At 61.2% G+C, this 18,553-nt stretch carries 17 protein-coding genes; 5 read left to right on the top strand and 12 right to left on the bottom strand.

Going from position 1 to position 18,553, the window contains the following annotated elements:
* Positions 1-74: 74 nt before the first annotated feature.
* Positions 75-1,322 (top strand): bifunctional glucose-1-phosphatase/inositol phosphatase, encoded by a 1,248-nt coding sequence (gene agp, locus SP68_RS16725; RefSeq protein WP_016160599.1) that lies wholly within the window; start codon positions 75-77, stop codon positions 1,320-1,322.
* Between the two features lie 67 nt (positions 1,323-1,389).
* Here agp and SP68_RS16720 read toward each other — a convergent pair whose 3' ends face one another.
* From SP68_RS16720 to SP68_RS28470, 3 genes are all read right to left on the bottom strand, one after another.
* Positions 1,390-1,617, bottom strand: a complete 228-nt coding sequence (locus SP68_RS16720; protein ID WP_008805934.1) for a YccJ family protein — start codon at positions 1,615-1,617, stop codon at positions 1,390-1,392.
* A 20-nt stretch (positions 1,618-1,637) separates the two neighbouring features.
* Positions 1,638-2,234, bottom strand: a complete 597-nt coding sequence (gene wrbA, locus SP68_RS16715) for an NAD(P)H:quinone oxidoreductase (protein ID WP_008805935.1) — start codon at positions 2,232-2,234, stop codon at positions 1,638-1,640.
* A 217-nt stretch (positions 2,235-2,451) separates the two neighbouring features.
* Positions 2,452-2,553: a hypothetical protein gene (locus SP68_RS28470; protein WP_223168430.1), complete on the bottom strand. Its 102-nt coding sequence runs from the start codon at positions 2,551-2,553 to the stop codon at positions 2,452-2,454.
* 117 nt (positions 2,554-2,670) lie between these two features.
* Between SP68_RS28470 and SP68_RS16710 the strand changes: the two genes are divergently transcribed.
* Together SP68_RS16710 and SP68_RS16705 are read left to right on the top strand one after the other, a co-directional pair.
* Positions 2,671-2,844, top strand: coding sequence for a con-10 family general stress protein (locus tag SP68_RS16710; RefSeq protein WP_002898708.1), 174 nt, complete (start codon positions 2,671-2,673; stop codon positions 2,842-2,844).
* 162 nt (positions 2,845-3,006) lie between these two features.
* The gene (locus tag SP68_RS16705; RefSeq protein WP_008805936.1) at positions 3,007-3,945 is read left to right on the top strand and encodes a DMT family transporter; all 939 of its coding nucleotides are present in this window, start codon (positions 3,007-3,009) and stop codon (positions 3,943-3,945) included.
* Between the two features lie 1,703 nt (positions 3,946-5,648).
* On the opposite strand, the gene rutG is transcribed toward SP68_RS16705, so the two are convergent.
* From rutG to rutA, 7 genes are read right to left on the bottom strand one after another with little or no spacing between them, the layout of a single operon-like run.
* The gene (rutG, locus tag SP68_RS16695) at positions 5,649-6,971 is read right to left on the bottom strand and encodes a pyrimidine utilization transport protein G (RefSeq protein ID WP_040975234.1); all 1,323 of its coding nucleotides are present in this window, start codon (positions 6,969-6,971) and stop codon (positions 5,649-5,651) included.
* Positions 6,972-6,992: 21 nt separating this feature from the next.
* Positions 6,993-7,487: an NADH-dependent FMN reductase RutF gene (gene rutF, locus SP68_RS16690; RefSeq protein ID WP_012542270.1), complete on the bottom strand. Its 495-nt coding sequence runs from the start codon at positions 7,485-7,487 to the stop codon at positions 6,993-6,995.
* A 10-nt stretch (positions 7,488-7,497) separates the two neighbouring features.
* Complete coding sequence (locus SP68_RS16685; protein WP_040975239.1) at positions 7,498-8,088, bottom strand: malonic semialdehyde reductase; 591 nt, start codon at positions 8,086-8,088, stop codon at positions 7,498-7,500.
* Positions 8,085-8,888: a pyrimidine utilization protein D gene (rutD, locus tag SP68_RS16680; RefSeq protein ID WP_040975241.1), complete on the bottom strand. Its 804-nt coding sequence runs from the start codon at positions 8,886-8,888 to the stop codon at positions 8,085-8,087. Before rutD ends, SP68_RS16685 begins: the two co-directional genes overlap by 4 nt.
* A complete protein-coding gene (gene rutC / locus SP68_RS16675) occupies positions 8,885-9,277 on the bottom strand; it encodes a pyrimidine utilization protein C (protein ID WP_012542267.1) in 393 nt (130 codons plus the stop codon). Before rutC ends, rutD begins: the two co-directional genes overlap by 4 nt.
* Positions 9,270-9,980: a pyrimidine utilization protein B gene (gene rutB / locus SP68_RS16670; protein ID WP_008805941.1), complete on the bottom strand. Its 711-nt coding sequence runs from the start codon at positions 9,978-9,980 to the stop codon at positions 9,270-9,272. Before rutB ends, rutC begins: the two co-directional genes overlap by 8 nt.
* On the bottom strand, positions 9,980-11,071 hold the full coding sequence (rutA, locus tag SP68_RS16665; RefSeq protein ID WP_004204507.1) for a pyrimidine utilization protein A: 1,092 nt from the start codon (positions 11,069-11,071) through the stop codon (positions 9,980-9,982). Before rutA ends, rutB begins: the two co-directional genes overlap by 1 nt.
* A 285-nt stretch (positions 11,072-11,356) precedes the next feature.
* Here rutA and rutR point away from each other — a divergent pair, with 285 nt between their 5' ends.
* Entirely contained in the window at positions 11,357-11,995 is a 639-nt protein-coding gene (gene rutR, locus SP68_RS16660; protein WP_002898883.1) for an HTH-type transcriptional regulator RutR, read from the top strand.
* Here rutR and SP68_RS16655 read toward each other — a convergent pair.
* Together SP68_RS16655 and putA are read right to left on the bottom strand one after the other, a co-directional pair.
* Positions 11,992-12,387 (bottom strand): lysozyme inhibitor LprI family protein, encoded by a 396-nt coding sequence (locus SP68_RS16655; protein WP_008805943.1) that lies wholly within the window; start codon positions 12,385-12,387, stop codon positions 11,992-11,994. The two genes, rutR and SP68_RS16655, sit on opposite strands and share 4 nt — an antisense overlap.
* Positions 12,388-12,638: 251 nt before the next feature.
* Complete coding sequence (gene putA / locus SP68_RS16650) at positions 12,639-16,601, bottom strand: trifunctional transcriptional regulator/proline dehydrogenase/L-glutamate gamma-semialdehyde dehydrogenase (RefSeq protein ID WP_012968587.1); 3,963 nt, start codon at positions 16,599-16,601, stop codon at positions 12,639-12,641.
* A 421-nt stretch (positions 16,602-17,022) separates the two neighbouring features.
* Here putA and putP point away from each other — a divergent pair, with 421 nt between their 5' ends.
* Positions 17,023-18,531, top strand: coding sequence for a sodium/proline symporter PutP (putP, locus tag SP68_RS16645; RefSeq protein WP_008805945.1), 1,509 nt, complete (start codon positions 17,023-17,025; stop codon positions 18,529-18,531).
* Positions 18,532-18,553 lie beyond the last annotated feature (22 nt).

Below are 18,553 nucleotides of genomic sequence, written 5' to 3'. Positions count from 1 at the left end.
GAGCGATTACCAGGAAAAATGTCATAAATCCGTCACAATTAACGCGATGATAATAAACGACTAAGGATGAAGGGATGAAAAAACGTCTACTTGCCGCCGCCGTTGCCGGCGCGGTGATGTTATCCGCTGGCGCTCAGGCGCAGGACTCGGCCGCCCCGGAGGGGTATCAGCTGCAGCAGGTGCTGATCATGAGCCGTCACAACCTGCGTGCGCCGCTGGCCAATAACGGCAGCGTGCTCGAGCAGTCCACCGCCAAGGCCTGGCCGCAGTGGGATGTGCCGGGCGGCCAGCTGACCACCAAAGGCGGCGTGCTGGAGGTGTATATGGGCCACTATATGCGCGAATGGCTGGCGCAGCAGAAGCTGGTGACCAGCGGCGAGTGCCCACCGGAAAACGCGGTTTACGCCTATGCCAACAGCCTGCAGCGTACCGTCGCCACCGCGCAGTTCTTTATCACCGGCGCGTTCCCTGGCTGCGGCATTGCAGTGCATCACCAGCCGCAGATGGGCACCATGGACCCGACCTTCAACCCGGTTATTACCGACGACTCCCCCGCGTTTCGCGAGAAAGCGCTGCAGGCGATGGAAAAAGAGCGTCAGGGGATGCAACTGACCGAGAGCTATAAGCTGCTGGAGACGATGATCGATTACCGTAACTCGCCCTCCTGCAAAGAGAAGCAGGTCTGCTCGCTGAGCGAGGGTAAGGATACCTTTAGCGCCGGTTATCAACAGGAGCCGGGGGTTTCCGGTCCGCTGAAGGTGGGCAACTCGCTGGTGGACGCCTTCACCCTGCAATATTATGAAGGTTTCCCGAAAGACCAGGTGGCGTGGGGGGAAATCACCAGCGATAAGCAATGGCAGGTGCTGTCGAAGCTGAAGAACGGCTACCAGGATAGTCTGTTTACCTCGGTAGCGGTGGCACAAAACGTCGCCAAACCGTTGGTTAAATATATCGATAACGCGCTGGTGGGCGAGGAGGCCAACAAGGCGAAAGTCACGCTGCTGGTGGGGCACGACTCGAATATCGCCTCGCTGCTGACGGCCCTGGACTTTAAGCCTTATCAACTACCTGGCCAGTACGAGCGCACGCCCATTGGCGGCAAACTGCTGTTTCAGCGCTGGCATGACAGCGCCGGTAATCGCGATCTGATGAAGATTGAGTATGTCTATCAAAGTACTGAACAGCTGCGTAACGCTGACGCGTTAACCCTGCAGGCCCCGCCGCAGCGGGTCACCCTGGCGCTTAACGGCTGCCCGGTTGACGATCAGGGATTCTGTCCGCTGGAGACCTTTAAAAAGGTGATCAACGAGGCGGCGAAATAATGTAAAAAACCCGGAGCAATCCGGGTTTTTTAGCAGGTTAGGGCGAGACCTGGCGGAAATAAACGTTCTAGACGTTTTTACGCTCAATCGTCTGTTCACCCCAGAACAGCGCATCTTTATCGGTTTTGGCAAAGGCCAGCGCCAGCACTTCGTCGCTGCCTTCCTCCCAGATTTGCTCCGCCAGTTTTTCATCGTAGTGGGCGACTTCGAAAATCGCCTCGGCGATCTCCGGCGAGGTGTTACGTAAACTTGCCCATTCGCCGACGCGATGTGCTTTTGCTTCTTGAGTTGGCATGTTACTCCTCCTGCAGAAGATTAGCCGTGGACTTTAACGGCCAGTTTGGCGACATGTTCGCCCTGATAGCGGGCGATGGCTAACTCTTCCTCGCTCGGCTGACGCGAGCCGTCTCCGCCGGCGATGGTGGTCGCGCCATAAGGGGTACCGCCGCGGACCTGGGAAATATCAAACAGCTCCTGGGCGCCGTAGCCGATCGGGACGATGATCATGCCGTGGTGGGCCAGCGTCGTCCAGGTCGAGGTAATGGTTTGTTCCTGTCCGCCGCCGGTGCCGGTTGAGCTGAATACGCTGGCGATCTTGCCGTACAGGGCGCCGGACGCCCACAGACCGCCGGTTTGATCGAGGAAGGTGCGCATCTGACCGGACATGTTGCCGAAACGAGTTGGGGTACCAAAGATGATGGCGTCATACTCTGCCAGCTCCTGCGGCGTGGCGACGGGCGCGTTTTGCGTTTTCCCGCCTGCTTTGGCAAATGCTTCAGCCTGCATGGTTTCCGGCACGCGCTTCACAACCACCTCAACGCCATCCACCCGGTTTGCCCCATCGGCGACGGCGTGAGCCATGGTTTCAATGTGTCCATACATGGAATAATAAAGCACCAGAATTTTAGCCATTTCCATCACTCCTCGGTTGCGTTATAAGCCAGCCAAATGGCTGGTTACCTTTAAAGATAAAGCCTCCGCCGGAGAGTGCAAATCCAACGGGCATTTATTTGATTTATAACAAAATGACAAAGCATTATTTACTTTTCCTTGCACCGCGCGGCCTGAAAGGGAGAGAAGGAGGAAGCGTTGTGCCTGCTATTTTGGCCGGTGTGGCAAGGGTGTAGCATCAGGATACATTTTTGCCGACTATTTTTTCTCCGCCAGCAGAGTCGGTTAGGACCTGTTCACGCCGCGAGGGGACTTTTTTCGCCCGGGTTTGTTTCTGGATATTTCATTTGCCGCCGTCAGCGGCAGTCATTCACTAACCTTATAGATACGCGGTAAGACAGCGGCGTCGCCGCTCCCGCGTAATGCACTATGATGTCTAACCTAATGGAGGTCAGTAATGGCAAACCATCGTGGCGGTTCTGGCAACTTTGCTGAAGACCGTGAAAGAGCATCAGAAGCAGGACGTAAAGGTGGCCAGCATAGCGGGGGGAATTTTAAAAATGACCCTCAGCGCGCCTCAGAGGCTGGCAAAAAAGGGGGTAAAAACAGTCACGGTAGTCGTGAAAGTTAACGCGCGACTCGCACTGTTCTCTTTGATGCGGTGTTAATCTCCCCGACCCAACCGCATCGCCCTCGCCGCCGGCATCTGCCGGCGGTTTTTTTATCTGTCGGTGGTTGCGCTCCCGCCGGGCGGATTGCACACTGGTCGCCCGTTAATCGTCATGGCTGTCTTATGTCTTCGTTAAAATTCTCCATTACCCGCCAGGAAGCGCTCCTCATCATGATCACCATGTTCTGGGGAGGGACGTTCCTTGCCGTGCAGTATGCGGTGAGCCTCAGCGGGCCGCTGTTTTTTGTCGGTCTGCGTTTCGCGACCGCCGCGCTGGCGGTGGGCCTGCTCTCGCTGCGCACCCTGCGGGGGCTGACGTGGCTGGAGGTGAAGGCGGGGGTGGCGATTGGCGTGGCGATTGCGCTGGGGTATGGCCTGCAGACCTGGGGACTGCAGTCGATCTCCAGCAGTAAATCTGCCTTTATCACGGCGATGTATGTGCCGCTGGTACCGCTGCTGCAGTGGCTGTGCCTGGGCCGTATGCCGGGGGTGATGTCCTGCGTGGGGATTGTGCTGGCGTTTATCGGTTTGATCCTGCTGGCCGGGCCGGAAAATAATCTGCTGGCGCTTGGCGTGGGGGAGATGATTACTCTGGCGAGCGCGCTGGCGATCGCGGCGGAGATTATCCTTATCAGCGCCTGGGCCGGGAAAGTCGATGTCCGCCGGGTGACGGTCGTGCAGCTGGCGACCGCGTCGCTGGTGGCTTTCGCCGCCATGAAGCCGGCCGGTGAGGCGGTTCCGCCGTTGACGCCGGCCCTGCTCGGCGTCGCGCTGGGGCTGGGGATTTTCAGCGCGATCATTCAGGTGACCATGAACTGGGCGCAACGCAGCGTCTCGCCGACGCGGGCCACCCTTATCTATACTGGTGAACCGGTATGGGCCGGTATTTTTGGCCGGCTGGCCGGTGAGCGTCTGCCGCTGCTGGCTCTGCTCGGCTGCGTCTTGATCCTCGCGGGGGTGCTGGTGAGCGAGCTGAAGTGGAAGCGCAAGTCGCCACCGCAGGTTTCCACAAACGACGATGCGCAGCCGCTCACGGACCTGGCCGATCGCCGCGAGCCATAATTTTACGCTTCTGATCCTACAGCGGCGCTTATCCTGGCTGGCCTACTCGTCCGGCTCTGATTGTCTCCAGGCCCGCGCCAGCGCAGCGCTGCCGGGCGATGACATCAGGCACGGCGTCGCTTTTATGCCGGGTGGCGGCTCACGCCTTGCCCGGCCTACGTTCGTGCGACCTGCCGTTAATTTATTCACCTTTCTTGCTGAAACTGCCGTTGTTGGCGGCCTCAACATCGCTGAGACGTTCCCGGAAGGCCGGGGCAGCCCGCATGGATGCGGGCTGAGGGCCGTGTTTTGCAGGGACGCTGCCTCGGCCCGACCCGAAGCCTGCAGGGATAAGTCGAAAGCACCACGCAGCGGCGATGTTGCTGGCCGGAGCCCGGGGGTACAGGGGGCGGCGGCGACTGGCCGCCCCCTGTGCGCTCCCTGCGCCAGGAGAGGCATAACGCAGAAGACCTATCGGGAGCGCCATCTGCCCGGAAATAACACAGAACAACCGTTTTGCCGGGGCGAAACCGTTGCAAACCGATAACCGTATCAAATTATCCAGCCCTGACGGTCAGTCGGCCCGCGCCAGCGGGCGGTCAGGCTCCGTACCTGCGGCGGTGCCGGATGGCGGCATAAATGCCTTATCCGGCCTACAGGCGGATTGTCGGTAGCCCCGCGCAAGCGCCGCGCCGCCGGGCGGCGGCTCACGCCTTGCCCGGCCTACATCCCAAAATCACCGCGGGTCCTGGGGCTGCTGAAACTGCCGGTGCTGACGGCCTCAACATCGCTGAGACGTTCCCGGAAGGCCGGGGCAGCCCGCATGGATGCGGGCTGAGGGCCGTGTTTTGCAGGGACGCTGCCTCGGCCCGACCCGAAGCCTGCAGGGATAAGTCGAAGGCACCGCGCAGCGGCGATGTTGCTGGCCGGAGCCCGGGGGTACAGGGGGCGGCGGCGACTGGCCGCCCCCTGTGCGCTCCCTGCGCCAGGAGAGGCATAACGCAGAAGACCTATCGGGAGCGCCATCTGCCGGATATAACACAGAACAGCCGTTTTGCCGGGGCGAAACCGTTGCAAACCGATAACCTTATCGAATTATCCAGCTCCGGCCGTCAGTCGGCCCACGCAAGCGCAGCGCCGCCGGGCGATGGCATCAGGCGCGGAGTCGCTTTTATGCCGGGCGGCGGCTCACGCCTTGCCCGGCCTACATCCCAAAATCACCGCGGGTCCTGGGGCTGCTGAAACTGCCGTTGTTGGCGGCCTCAAAATCGCTGAGACGTTCCCGGAAGGCCGGGGCAGCCCGCATGGATGCGGGCTAAGGGCCGTGTTTTGCAGGGACGCTGCCTCGGCCCGACCCGAAGCCTGCAGGGATAAGTCGAAGGCACCACGCAGTGGCGATTTTGCTGGCCGGAGCCCGGGGGTACAGGGGGCGGCGGCGACTGGCCGCCCCCTGTGCGCTCCCTGCGCCAGGAGAGGCATAACGCAGAAGACCTATCGGGAGCGCCATCTGCCCGGAAATAACACAGAACAACCGTTTTGCCGGGGCGAAACCGTTGCAAACCGATAACCGTATCAAATTATCCAGCCCTGACGGTCAGTCGGCCCGCGCCAGCGGGCGGTCAGGCTCAGTACCCGTGGCGGTGCCGGATGGCGGCATAAATGCCTTATCCGGCCTACAGGCTCACCCCACCCAGGCCCACGCGCCAACGCCGCGCTAATGTGGCTTATACCGGCGTTACCCTGGCCTCCTTCGCCTCGCGCGTCCCGCGATGAAGCAGCGCGTGCAGCAGGATCGCCCCGAAGGTGGCCGTACCAATTCCGCCCAGCGTAAAGCCGCCCAGCGACAGCGCGAAATCGCCGGCGCCCAGCACCAGGGTCACCGACACCATGATCAAATTGCTGTTCTGGCTGAGGTCGACGCGGTTTTGTACCCAGATCCGCGCCCCGGCGACCGCGATCAGGCCAAAGACCACGATCGAGGCGCCGCCGATCACCGGCCCGGGAATGGTGTGGATTAATGCGCCAAACTTCGGCGAGAAGCCGAGCAGCATCGCGATCAGCGCCGCGGCGACAAAGACCAGCGTCGAGTAGACCTTGGTCACCGCCATGACGCCAATGTTCTCCGCATAGGTCGTGACCCCGCTGCCGCCCACCGAGCCGGAGAGCATGGTCGCCAGCCCGTCGCCGACGAAGGCGCGCCCCATGTACGGGTCCATATTGCGCCCGGTCATCCCGGCGACGGCCTTCAGGTGCCCGAGGCTCTCGGCCACCAGGATCACCGCGACCGGCGCAATCAACATCATCGCCTGACCGTTAAAGGATGGGGTGGTAAAGTGCGGCAGCCCGAACCACGCCGCCTGGGCGAGGGGGGAGAAGTCCAGCGGCTTGCCAAGGCCAAAGCCGTTAGCCAGCAGGGCGTACAGTGCGCAGGCGACGATCAGGCCGACCAGGATCAGCAGACGCTGCAGCATCCCGCGGGTAAATACCGCGACTATGCCGATGCAGAGCACGGTCAACACCGCCATCCAGCTGTCGAAGGCGCTGGCGGACACGCTGCGCACGGCAATCGGCGCCAGGTTCAGGCCGATTGCCATCACCACCGCGCCGGTCACAACCGGCGGCATCAGGCGCTCGATCCAGCGGGTGCCGATCTTCATCACCACCAGACCAATCAGGGTGTAAACCAGCCCGCAGGCGATGATCCCGCCAAGGGCGACGCTCAGATGAGGGTTCAGCCCCTGGCCGTTAAAGCCGGTAATGGCGATCACCACCCCGACAAAAGCGGCGCTGGAGCCGAGATAGCTCGGCACCCGTCCGCCGGTGACGACAAAGAACAGCAGAGTGCCGACGCCCGACATCAGAATCGACAGGTTGGGGTCGAGCCCCATCAACAACGGCATCAGCACCGTCGCACCGAACATCGCAACGGCGTGCTGCACGCCCATCACCAGCGTTTGCCCGGCCGACAAGCGTTCATCGGGGGCGACAACGCCGGACTCAGCGGCGGGGGAGGTCAACTTCCAGCGAGGAAAATCGAAGAGTGCCATGATGATATCCCGGGTTAAAGGTTAACAAGCGGGTCGCATAAGCGTGTGATAACCGCGGCCAAACCACATCAGTCCCCGGGGCTCCGGGTGACGGGTAATGGCCACGACGTGACAAAACAGAATGTCGTGCGTCCCGACGCTGACGCGCTGGTCGATGCGGCAGTCAAAGCTGACCAGCGCCGCCTCCAGCCGCGGACAGCCGGTGGCGCCGGTCTGCCAGTCGGCGGCGGCAAAACGCTCGTCCATTGCCGTTTTACCGCCAAACAGCGTCGACAGGGCCTCCTGTCCCGCCGCCAGGGTATTGACGCACAGCGTGTGGTGTTCGCTGAACACCGGCCACACCGAGGCCGAGCGGTTCAGGCAGACCAGCAGGGTCGGCGGCGTATCGGTGACGCTGCAGACCGCGCTGGCGGTGAACCCCGCCCGGCCCGCCGGGCCATCGGTGGTAATAATGTTAACCGCGGCGCCGACGTGGGCCATGGCGTCACGAAAACTCGCTTTGTCCGCTAACTCCATCGCCAACTCCTTATGCCAGCAGGCAGGCTTCATCAAAGGACAGACGCGGCAGGCGACCATACAGCTTGCCGGGGTCGCCATAGCCGATGTTCACCAGCAGGTTGCTTTTCCAGCCGTTGTCGGCAAAAAACGCCGCGTCGACTTTTTCCCGGTCAAAACCGGACATCGGCCCGGTGTCGAGGCCCAGCGCGCGGCAGGCGAAAATCAGGTACGCCGCCTGCAGCGAGCTGTTGCGAAACGCGGTCTCTTCCGCCAGCTGCGGGCTGGAGGTAAACCAGCTGCGGGCGTCACCGTGGGGAAACAGGGTCGGCAGCCGGTCGTAGAAGGCGCTATCCCATGCCACGATGGCGGTCACCGGCGCCTGCATGGTTTTCTGCAGATTGCCGCTGGAGAGCGTTGGGCCGAGCTTCTCTTTGCCTTCCGCGCTGCGGACGAACACGATGCGCGCTGGCGAACAGTTGGCGGAGGTGGGCCCCATTTTCATCAGGTCCCAGATGGCCTGCAGTTGCGCGTCGCTCACCGGTTTATCGAGCCAGCCGTTGTGGGTACGGGCCTGGGTAAACAGCGTCTCGCAGGCCGTGTGGTTTATCGCGTCGTTCATCGGATCTCCCTGGCGACCGGCAGCATAGCGGCCAGCCCGTCGCATAAAATGGTATTAAAGGTATCGGCGTCGGTGACGTTACAGGCATGGCCGCCCCACGGCATCTCCACACGCTGGCTGCCGGGGATCGCCGCCTGCAGCACGCGGGAGCAGGAGGCCGGGACCAGCAGGTCGTCAGCGGCGCTGACAATCAGCGTCGGGCAGGCGATGGCCGCAGCACGGCGTGAAAAATCAGCCTGCTTCAGGGCCTGCAGCCGCTTCAGCAGATTCTCTTTGCCCTGAAAATGGCTGATGGCAAGCGCATCTTCCGCTTCGAGGCGCGGCAGGCGCGCGGCCATCCATTCCGCCGGGTAGAGAAACAGTGGTTGCGCTTCAACCCACGCCTGCGCGCCGCCGGCATGCAGCAGACGCTCGCGCACCAGGAAGCAGCGGCGGGTGTGCGGCGACAGCGTCAGCCAGCCGTTGACCAGCACCAGGGCGCTCACCGCCTCGGGGCGATCGAGCGCCAGCTGCAGGCCAATCAGCGCCCCCAGGGCGTGGCCCACCAGCGCAAAGCGGTTGATCCCCGTCGCCTGCAGGGCGCTGAACAGCTCCTGGGCCATCGTCGCCATGCTGTAGTCGACGGGCAGCGGGCCGGCGTTTTCCCCGGTCCCGTTATGGTCATAACTCACCAGCTGATACTGTGCCTCCAGCGCCGCGCGCTGCGCCAGCCAGTAGCCGCCGCCGCCGCCTAAACCGGCGCTGAGGACCACCACCGGCGCGCCGGGCCATGGGGCTGGAGCAATATTGAGCCTCATCATGTCGGGGCGCCGATATGGGCGACGCTGGCGATTTCCACCAGCGCATCAGGCTTCACCAGTCCGCACTGAATGCAGAAGCGGGCCGGTTTATCGCCGGGGAAGAACTCGGCGTAGACCTCGTTAATCGCGGCGTAATTTGTCCAGTCGGTGATAAAGATGCTGTTGAAAGTCACATCCGCCATACTCCCGCCCGCCGTTTCGATAACGCTCTTGATGGTCTCCAGCACGTGGCGGGTTTGCGCCTTTGGGTCGCCGATGTGCACCACATTGTTTTGCTTATCAAACGGCAGGGTGCCCGAGACGTAGACCACCCCGTCGGCGAGCGTTCCCGGAACAAAGGGGGCAATCGGCGTGGTGGTGCCTGGCGGAATAATCACCTGTTTAGGCATAACGTTTCTCCTTGGCTAAAGACAGCGGGGTGGCGGGGGACAGCGCGTGGCAGAAGCTCTCGACGTCGCTGACCCAGCCGAAAAAGGTTTCAATATTGAACAGCGCCGCCTGCTGGGCGAAGGCCGGGCCGGCCTGATGGGTGGCATCCTCCAGCACGATGCCGAAGTATTCGAGAAAGAAGCCATCGCGCAGCGTCGATTCGACGCAGACGTTGGTGGCGATCCCGGTGAACACCAGGTGGCGTATGCCGCGGCTGCGTAAAATGCTGTCGAGCGGGGTGTTAAAGAAGCCGCTGTAACGCGGTTTCGGCAACACGATATCGCCTTCCTGCGGCGTCAGCTCATCCACCAGCTGATAATCCCAGCCGCCTTTCGCCAGCAGCTTGCCCTGCAGCTCCGGACGCTGACGCATCGTTTTCAGCGCGTTGGATTTGTGATAGTTCGGCGAGCCCGGGCCGCCAGCTTCAACATACTGGTCATCCCAGCCATTCTGGAACCAGATAATCAGCATGCCCGCGGCGCGGGCGGCGGCGACGGCGGTATTAATATTGTCGATAACCGGCCGGGTGGCGGAGACGTCAAAGCCGGCGAGATCCAGATAACCGCCCTGACTGGCGTAGGCATTCTGCATATCGACCACAATCAGCGCGCTCTGCTGCGGCGCGAAGGTCAGGGATTCCGGGCGAGCGGGAAGGGTAATCATCAGGCCACCTCACGGGTAACAGGAGCAATGTGGTCCCGGCAGCGCATCAGCGGCTGAATGCGTTCGCCAAAGGCGTCGATGCCGGCAAGAAAATCATCAAAGGTCAGCAGCACGCCGTCGGTGCCGGGCACGCTCGCCACTTCATCGAGCATCCGCGCGACGCTGGCATACGATCCGACCAGGGTGCCCATGTTAATGTTGACCGCCGAGGTGGGGTCGGCCATCTGGCGCACGTTGGTATCGCTGCCGGAGCGGGTGTCTTTCTGACTCTGCTCGGTGAGCCACGCCAGCGCTTCTTCATCGGCGCCCGCTTTGTAATGTTCCCATTTGGCGCGCGCCGCCTCGTCGGTTTCGTCGGCGATCACCATAAACAGCACATAGGACCCCACGTCGCGGCCGGTTTTTTCCGCCGCCTGCATCATGCGTGCGGCGGTTGGGGCAAAGGCCGTTGGCGTGTTGACTCCTTTGCCAAAGCAGAAGTTGTAGTCCGCGTGCTGGGCGGAGAAGGCCATACCGGCATCGCTCTGCCCGGCGCAGATCACCTTCATCGGCTGTGAAGGGCGCGGGCTGACCCGGCAGTCGTTCATGGTGAAGTAATCACCTTTGAAATCGCTGCGCCCGGTGCCCCACAGGTCACGGAGCACCTGAACGTATTCGGTGAGATAGTCATAGCGGCTGGCGAAATAGTCATCTCCCGGCCACATGCCCATCTGGTCATATTCCGGTTTTTGCCAGCCGGTCACCAGATTGACGCCAAACCGGCCGCCGGAGATGGAGTCGATAGTGGATGCCATTCGGGCGACAATCGCCGGCGGCAGCGTCAGGGTGGCGGCGGTGGCGTAGATCTGGATCTTCGAGGTCACCGCCGCCAGGCCGGCCATCAGGGTGAAGGACTCCAGGTTGTGATCCCAGAACTCGGTTTTCCCGCCGAAGCCGCGCAGCTTGATCATGGAGAGCGCGAAGTCGAAATGGTAGTGCTCGGCCTTCTGCACGATAGCCTTATTCAGTTCGAAGGTCGGCATATACTGCGGGGCATGGGTGGAGATCAGCCAGCCGTTGTTGCCAATGGGAACGAAAACACCAATTTTCATACCTACCTCTCTGCAGTCATGGAAGATGGAGTTGCGGTGGTGCGGCATCCTGCCTCTCCCTGGACCACCTCGCAGAAAAGGTAAAGCAAAGGCAATGCCAGTTTTATAAATGCTAATGTTATTAATGTGTTACTTTTGAGTTGCTAAAAAGGACGATAAAAAAGTGGACTGGATGGTCAAAATCAGTGCACGAAAAAACGGCAGTCATGCGCAATCAGGGTGCACGGGGTCGTGTCGGCGCGGGGCTTTTGCTATGCTGGTGGCGTCAACTGAAGGAGAGGATGTATGGCACAGGGCGCGGTGAAGAAAAGCGGCAAACGTTCACAAGCGGTCAGCGCCAAAAAGGAGGCCATCCTGGCCGCCGCGCTGGAGGCATTTTCGCAATTTGGTATTCACGGTACGCGACTGGAGCAGGTGGCTGAGCGCGCCGGGGTATCGAAAACCAATCTGCTCTATTACTACCCTTCGAAAGAGGCGCTGTATGTGGCTGTCCTGCAGCAGATCCTCGCCATCTGGCTGGCGCCGCTGAAGGCGTTTCGCGAGGATATCAGCCCGCTGGTGGCGATCCGCGAATATATTCGCCTGAAGCTGGAGGTGTCCCGCGATCACCCCCAGGCCTCGAAGCTGTTCTGCCTCGAGATGCTGCAGGGGGCGCCGCTGCTGATGGGCGAACTGACCGGGGACCTGAAAGCGCTGGTCGATGAAAAATCGGCGATTGTCTCCGGCTGGATCGACCGCGGCAAGCTGGCGCCGGTCGATCCGCAGCATTTAATCTTTATGATCTGGGCCACCACCCAGCATTACGCCGACTTTGCCACCCAGGTGGAGGCGGTCACCGGCGCCACGCTGCAGGATGCGGCCTTTTTTGAACAAACGGTCGATAATGTCCAGCGGATGATTATCGAAGGCATTCGCGTCCGTTAATTGGCCGGCGGCAGCGGGCAGCTTTGATCGCCATCCTCGCACTGCAGCAGCGAGGCGAGGAAAGACTCCCGCTCCACGCTCTTATCGGTCATGCACTGGCTTACCAGCATCGGCTGCATGCTGCCGCCTTCGGCGCCGGACGCGAGAAAGGCGCAATCGGCGTCGCGCAGGGCGATCCATGCCTGCTGCGCCTGCTTCAGTAATGTTTGTTGTTTACCCACCGCCCGCTGCAGGGCCTGCTGCCAGGTGTCATTCAGCTTTTTGTCGGCCGCCTGATACTGCGCGGCCGCGCACTGATTCATTTCGGTTTGGGTATTGGCGTTGCTGCACTCGTCCGCCAGCGCCGCGCCGCTGGCCAGCAGGGCCATCACGGCAAATAACGTGCGTTTCATTGTTCTGCTCCCATAAAAAAGGCTCCCGTCCGGGAGCCTTAATTAAACACAGCTGACGTCGGCTGTCATTAGCTGATCACAGCGCCGATTTCCCGGATGGCGGCGCACAGCGCCTTATCCGGGCTACCTCGTTGTATTGTTATGTTGTCGGGTGGCGCTACGCTTACCCGACCTACAATACAGGCCGTCCTCCGTGCCTTTGGCGGTGTTATGTAGCCCCGGTAAGCGCAGCGCCACCGGGGGCGCCTGTTTTAGCCGATGGTCATCAGGCTGGCGTTACCGCCTGCCGCCGCGGTGTTAACGCTCAGCGAGCGCTCAATATACAGCCGCTCCAGCAGCAGGTTGGTTTCGCCGCGGGCGAAGCCCTGCACGGAGACTATCGCCCCATCGCGCGCCGCCACCTGCTCGCACAGCTCGCGCAGCTGGTCGGAATCGCCGTGGTAGATAACCGCGTCGAAGGCCTGGCCAGGTAACTGCTCCGCTTTGGCAAAGCGAATGCGCTCGCTGACCTCCCGCGGCAGCTTCTTCGCCAGATCGCGCTGCAGGGCGCTGTCCGGCCACAGTACTTCACAACCCACCGCCAGCACAGCCGCCAGCTGGATCAGCGCATCCTGTTCATTATCCGCCACGCACAGCACGCGCTCGCGCGGCATCAGCGTCAGGGTATTGCGCTCGCCGGTTGGCCCCGGCAGCAGGCGTTGGGTGCCGCTTTGCGCCTGCTCGCTGTACTGCTGGCACAGCGCCTGCAGCTCAGGACGGCCCGCCGCCCACTGCTGCAGCGCCTGCAGCGGTTTTTCCAGCAGCGTTTTCAGCTGGGCGTCCAGCGGGCGCTCCGCATCCTGGCGGGCGAAGGTCACGCCAACCGCGTCCTGCGGACGGCTGGAGAGCAGACGGTACAGATACAGCGGACCGCCGGCTTTCGGACCGGTACCGGACAACCCTTCGCCGCCGAACGGCTGCACGCCGACCACCGCGCCAACCATATTGCGGTTGACGTACAGGTTGCCCACCTTCGCGCTGCCGGTGACCTGGGCGATGGTCTCGTCGATGCGGGTATGCACGCCGAGCGTCAGGCCGTAGCCAGAGGCGTTAATCTGCTCCACCAGTTTGTCCAGCTCGTTACGGTTATAGCGCACCACGTGCAGCACCGGGCCGAAGACCTCTTTTTTCAGCTCGTCGAAGCTATCGAGTTCGATAAGCGTCGGCGGCACAAAGGTCCCGTGGCGCCATTCGCTTGCGTCTTCGCTATTCTCGCGCACCGCCTGGTAGACGGTGCGTCCTTTGGCGCGCATCGCCTGAATATGGCGTTCAATATTCTCTTTCGCTTCCGCATCGATAACCGGGCCGATGTCGGTGGTCAGCCGACCCGGGTTACCCATCCGGCACTCGCTCATGGCGCCGCGCAGCATGGTCAACGTATGGTCGGCGACTTCCTCCTGCAGGCAGAGGACGCGCAGGGCGGAGCAGCGCTGGCCGGCGCTGTCGAACGCGGAAGCCAGGACGTCGATCACCACCTGCTCGGTCAGCGCCGACGAGTCGACGATCATCGCGTTCATCCCACCGGTTTCAGCGATCAGCGGCGTCGGGCGACCCTGGGGGTCGAGGCGGCTGGCAATATTGCGCTGCAGCAGCGTCGCCACTTCGGTGGAGCCGGTGAACATCACGCCGCGTACGCGCTCATCGGAGGTTAGCGCGGCGCCCACGGTTTCCCCGCGGCCCGGCAACAGTTGAATAACGCCCGGCGGCACGCCGGCCTCCAGCAGAATCGCCACGCCCTGGGCGGCGATCAGCGGCGTCTGCTCGGCTGGTTTCGCCAGCACGCTATTGCCGGCGGCCAGCGCGGCGGCAATCTGGCCGGTGAAGATCGCCAGCGGGAAGTTCCACGGGCTGATACAGACCACCGGGCCCAGCGGGCGGTGGGTTTCATTATCGAAATCGTCGCGCACCTGGCCGGCATAATAGTGCAGGAAGTCGACGGCTTCGCGTACTTCGGCGATGGCGTTGCTGAAGGTTTTACCCGCCTCGCGCACCAGGATCCCCATCAGGGTCGGCATCTGGCTTTCCATCAGCACCGCGGCGCGCTCAAGAATGGCGGCGCGCTCCTGCGGCGGGGTGGCGAACCAGATCGGCGCATTGTTGATAGCGCTGGTCAGCGCCTGCTGCACTTCGGCGTCGCTGGCTTCGCGGACGTAGCCGACGATATCTTTCGGCTCTGCCGGGTTAACCACCGGCTGCATTTCGCCTTCGGCCACCGGCTGCTCCAGCATCGGCAATGCCTGCCATTTATGCAGGGCGCTGTTGAGCAGGGAAGAGGAGAGGGAGGCCAGACGGTGCTCGTTCGCCAGATCGAGACCGGCGGAGTTGCTGCGGCCGCTGCCGTAGAGATCGCGCGGCAGCGGGATTTTCGGATGCGGCAGGCCGGCCTGGCCTTCCTGCTGCGCCAGTTTTTCTACCGCGCTGACCGGGTCGGCCACCAGCTCGTCCAGCGGCAGGGTATTGTCCGCGATACGGTTGACGAAAGAGGTATTGGCGCCGTTTTCCAGCAGACGGCGCACCAGATACGCCAGCAGCGTTTCGTGGGTGCCCACCGGGGCGTAGATCCGGCACGGCCGGTTCAGTTTGCCGTCGGCGACTTTGCCCACCACCTGCTCGTACAGCGGTTCGCCCATGCCGTGCAGGCACTGGAACTCATACTGGCCCGGGTAGTAGTTCTGGCCCGCCAGCTGGTAGATAGCCGCCAGGGTATGGGCGTTGTGGGTGGCGAACTGCGGGTAAATCAGGTTCGGCACCGCCAGCAGCTTTTTCGCGCAGGCAAGGTAGGAGACGTCGGTATAGACCTTGCGAGTGTAGACCGGATAGCCTTCGAGGCCTTCCATCTGCGCGCGTTTGATTTCGCTATCCCAGTAGGCGCCTTTCACCAGACGGATCATCAGGCGACGGCGGCTGCGGGTGGCGAGGTCAATCAGGTAATCAATAACAAACGGACAGCGCTTCTGGTAGGCCTGAATAACAAAGCCGATGCCGTTCCAGCCGGCCAGCTCCGGTTCGAAGCACAGTTTTTCCAGCAGATCGAGGGAGATCTCCAGACGATCGGCCTCTTCGGCGTCGATGTTGATACCGATGTCGTACTGGCGCGCCAGCAGGGTCAGCGATTTCAGACGCGGGTAAAGCTCTTCCATCACCCGGTCATACTGCGCGCGGCTGTAGCGCGGGTGCAGAGCGGAGAGCTTAATGGAGATGCCCGGCCCTTCATAAATGCCGCGGCCGTTGGAGGCTTTGCCGATGGCGTGGATCGCCTGCTGATAAGAGACCATATAGGCCTGAGCGTCGGCGGCGGTCAGCGCCGCTTCGCCGAGCATATCGTAGGAGTAGCGGAAACCTTTTTCTTCCAGTTTACGGGCGTTAGCCAGCGCTTCGGCGATGGTTTCGCCGGTGACGAACTGCTCGCCCATCAGGCGCATCGCCATATCCACGCCCTTGCGGATCAGCGGTTCGCCGCTCTTACCGATGATGCGGTTCAGGGAGCGGGAGAGGCTGGTCTCGTTATGGGTCGACACCAGTTTGCCGGTAAACAGCAGCCCCCAGGTGGCGGCGTTGACGAACAACGACGGGCTGCGGCCGATGTGCGACTGCCAGTTGCCGTTGCTGATTTTGTCGCGGATCAGCGCATCGCGGGTGGCTTTATCCGGAATACGCAGCAGGGCTTCCGCCAGGCACATCAGCGCCACCCCTTCCTGTGAGGAGAGGGAGAACTCCTGCAGCAGACTCTGCACCATGCCGGCGCGGCCGCTGGCGGTCTTCTGGTTGCGCAGTTTTTCCGCCAGCTGATACGCCAGCTTGTGCGCCTGTTCGCCCAGCGACTGCGGCAGTCGGGCCTGTTCCAGCAGCATCGGCACCGCGTCGGTTTCCGGGCGACGCCAGGCGGCGGTGATCGCTGCGCGGCTCACCGACTGCGGCAGGATCTGCTCGGCAAATTCGAGGAACGGTTGATACGGCTCTTCCGCCGGTGAACCCGCTTCATCGCTTTCATTGGCGGCGCCGTTCAGAAGCGCCGGCAGCTCAGGCAGCGTCTCATCGTTTTCCAGCTTTTCCAGATAATTGAAGATGGCCTGTTTAATCAGCCAGTGCGGCGTGCGGTCAATACGGCTCGCGGCGGACTTAATGCGCTCGCGAGTTGCGTCGTCAAGCTTAACACCCATGGTGGTGGTGCCCATGCTCAAAACTCCTGTCATTTATCGTTAGGCTTATGCGGTTGCATGGAAATATCCACTATGTTGCAACTTTGTGCAACCTTGTTAATTATGGCTTGTGACGCAAGCCGTGAAATGGCGGATTTGTTAAAAATAATGCCTAAAATAGCAGAATTTTAACCCCGTGCTCATAGGGTATTTGTATGCGTGAGTTAACACTTTTGTTTGGTGCAACCTTTAAAAACGTGAGAGAGTGCAACCTCTAAAAAAATGACGTTTTGCGCTGTCGGGTTTTCGTGTAAATGCTGTGTTAAATCATTTGTGAAAAACCGAAGCTTCCGTCAGGATACGGTCGCCCAATTAAACAACGCACCATTACCCCGTTCCGGTAGTGGAAAAAAACGACGAAGCGGGATGCTGTCGATAAAAATTCTGGAGACTTTGCATGGCTATTAGCACACCGATGCTGGTGACATTTATTGTTTATATTTTTGGTATGGTTTTAATAGGGTTTATAGCCTGGCGTTCGACCAAAAACTTTGATGATTATATTCTCGGGGGGCGGAGTCTGGGGCCATTTGTGACCGCGCTTTCCGCCGGCGCCTCGGATATGAGCGGCTGGCTGCTGATGGGCCTGCCGGGCGCCATTTTTCTCTCCGGGATTTCCGAAAGCTGGATTGCCATTGGCTTAACGCTGGGGGCGTGGATTAACTGGAAGCTGGTAGCCGGGCGCCTGCGCGTGCATACCGAGGTGAATAATAACGCCCTGACGCTGCCCGATTATTTTACCGGCCGTTTTGAAGATAAAAGCCGGGTGCTGAGAATTATTTCAGCGCTGGTTATTCTGCTGTTCTTTACCATCTATTGTGCATCGGGAATTGTGGCGGGGGCCCGTCTGTTTGAAAGCACCTTCGGCATGAGTTATGAAACCGCACTGTGGGCCGGGGCGGCGGCGACGATTATCTATACCTTCGTCGGCGGTTTCCTCGCCGTCAGCTGGACCGACACCGTGCAGGCCAGCCTGATGATTTTTGCCCTGATCCTCACCCCGGTGATCGTGATTATTTCCGTCGGCGGCTTTGGGGATTCGCTGGAAGTCATTAAGCAAAAGAGCATCGAAAATATCGACATGCTCAAGGGGCTGAACTTCGTGGCAATTATTTCGCTGATGGGCTGGGGGCTGGGCTATTTCGGTCAGCCGCATATTCTGGCGCGCTTTATGGCGGCGGATTCGCACCACAGTATCGTTCATGCTCGTCGCATCAGTATGACCTGGATGATCCTGTGCCTGGCGGGCGCGGTGGCGGTCGGCTTCTTTGGGATTGCCTACTTCAATAACAACCCGAGCCTGGCGGGCGCGGTTAATCAGAATGCCGAGCGCGTGTTTATCGAACTGGCGCAAATCCTGTTTAACCCGTGGATTGCCGGGATCCTGTTGTCGGCGATTCTGGCGGCGGTGATGTCCACCCTGAGCTGTCAGTTGCTGGTCTGCTCCAGCGCAATCACCGAAGATTTGTATAAAGCCTTCCTGCGTAAAAACGCCGGCCAGAAAGAGCTGGTGTGGGTGGGCCGTATGATGGTGCTGGTGGTTGCCCTGGTGGCGATTGCCCTGGCGGCCAATCCGGAAAACCGCGTGCTGGGACTGGTGAGCTACGCCTGGGCTGGCTTCGGCGCCGCCTTTGGTCCGGTGGTGCTGTTCTCGGTGATGTGGTCGCGCATGACCCGTAACGGCGCGCTGGCCGGGATGGTGATTGGCGCCCTGACCGTGATCGTCTGGAAGCAGTTTGGCTGGCTGGGCCTGTATGAAATTATTCCGGGCTTTATCTTCGGTAGCCTGGGGATTGTGGTCTTTAGCCTGCTGGATAAAGCGCCGTCGGCCAGCATGCAGCAGCGCTTCGCCGAAGCGGATGCCCATTATCATACGCCGCCGCCGGTACGCGCCACGGCTGAGTAAGGTCATCTGACGCTCACGAGCC

Source organism: Klebsiella variicola (genome assembly GCF_000828055.2).
In the GTDB taxonomy this organism is placed as follows: domain Bacteria; phylum Pseudomonadota; class Gammaproteobacteria; order Enterobacterales; family Enterobacteriaceae; genus Klebsiella; species Klebsiella variicola.
This window is presented reverse-complemented; position numbering and strand designations above follow the sequence as displayed.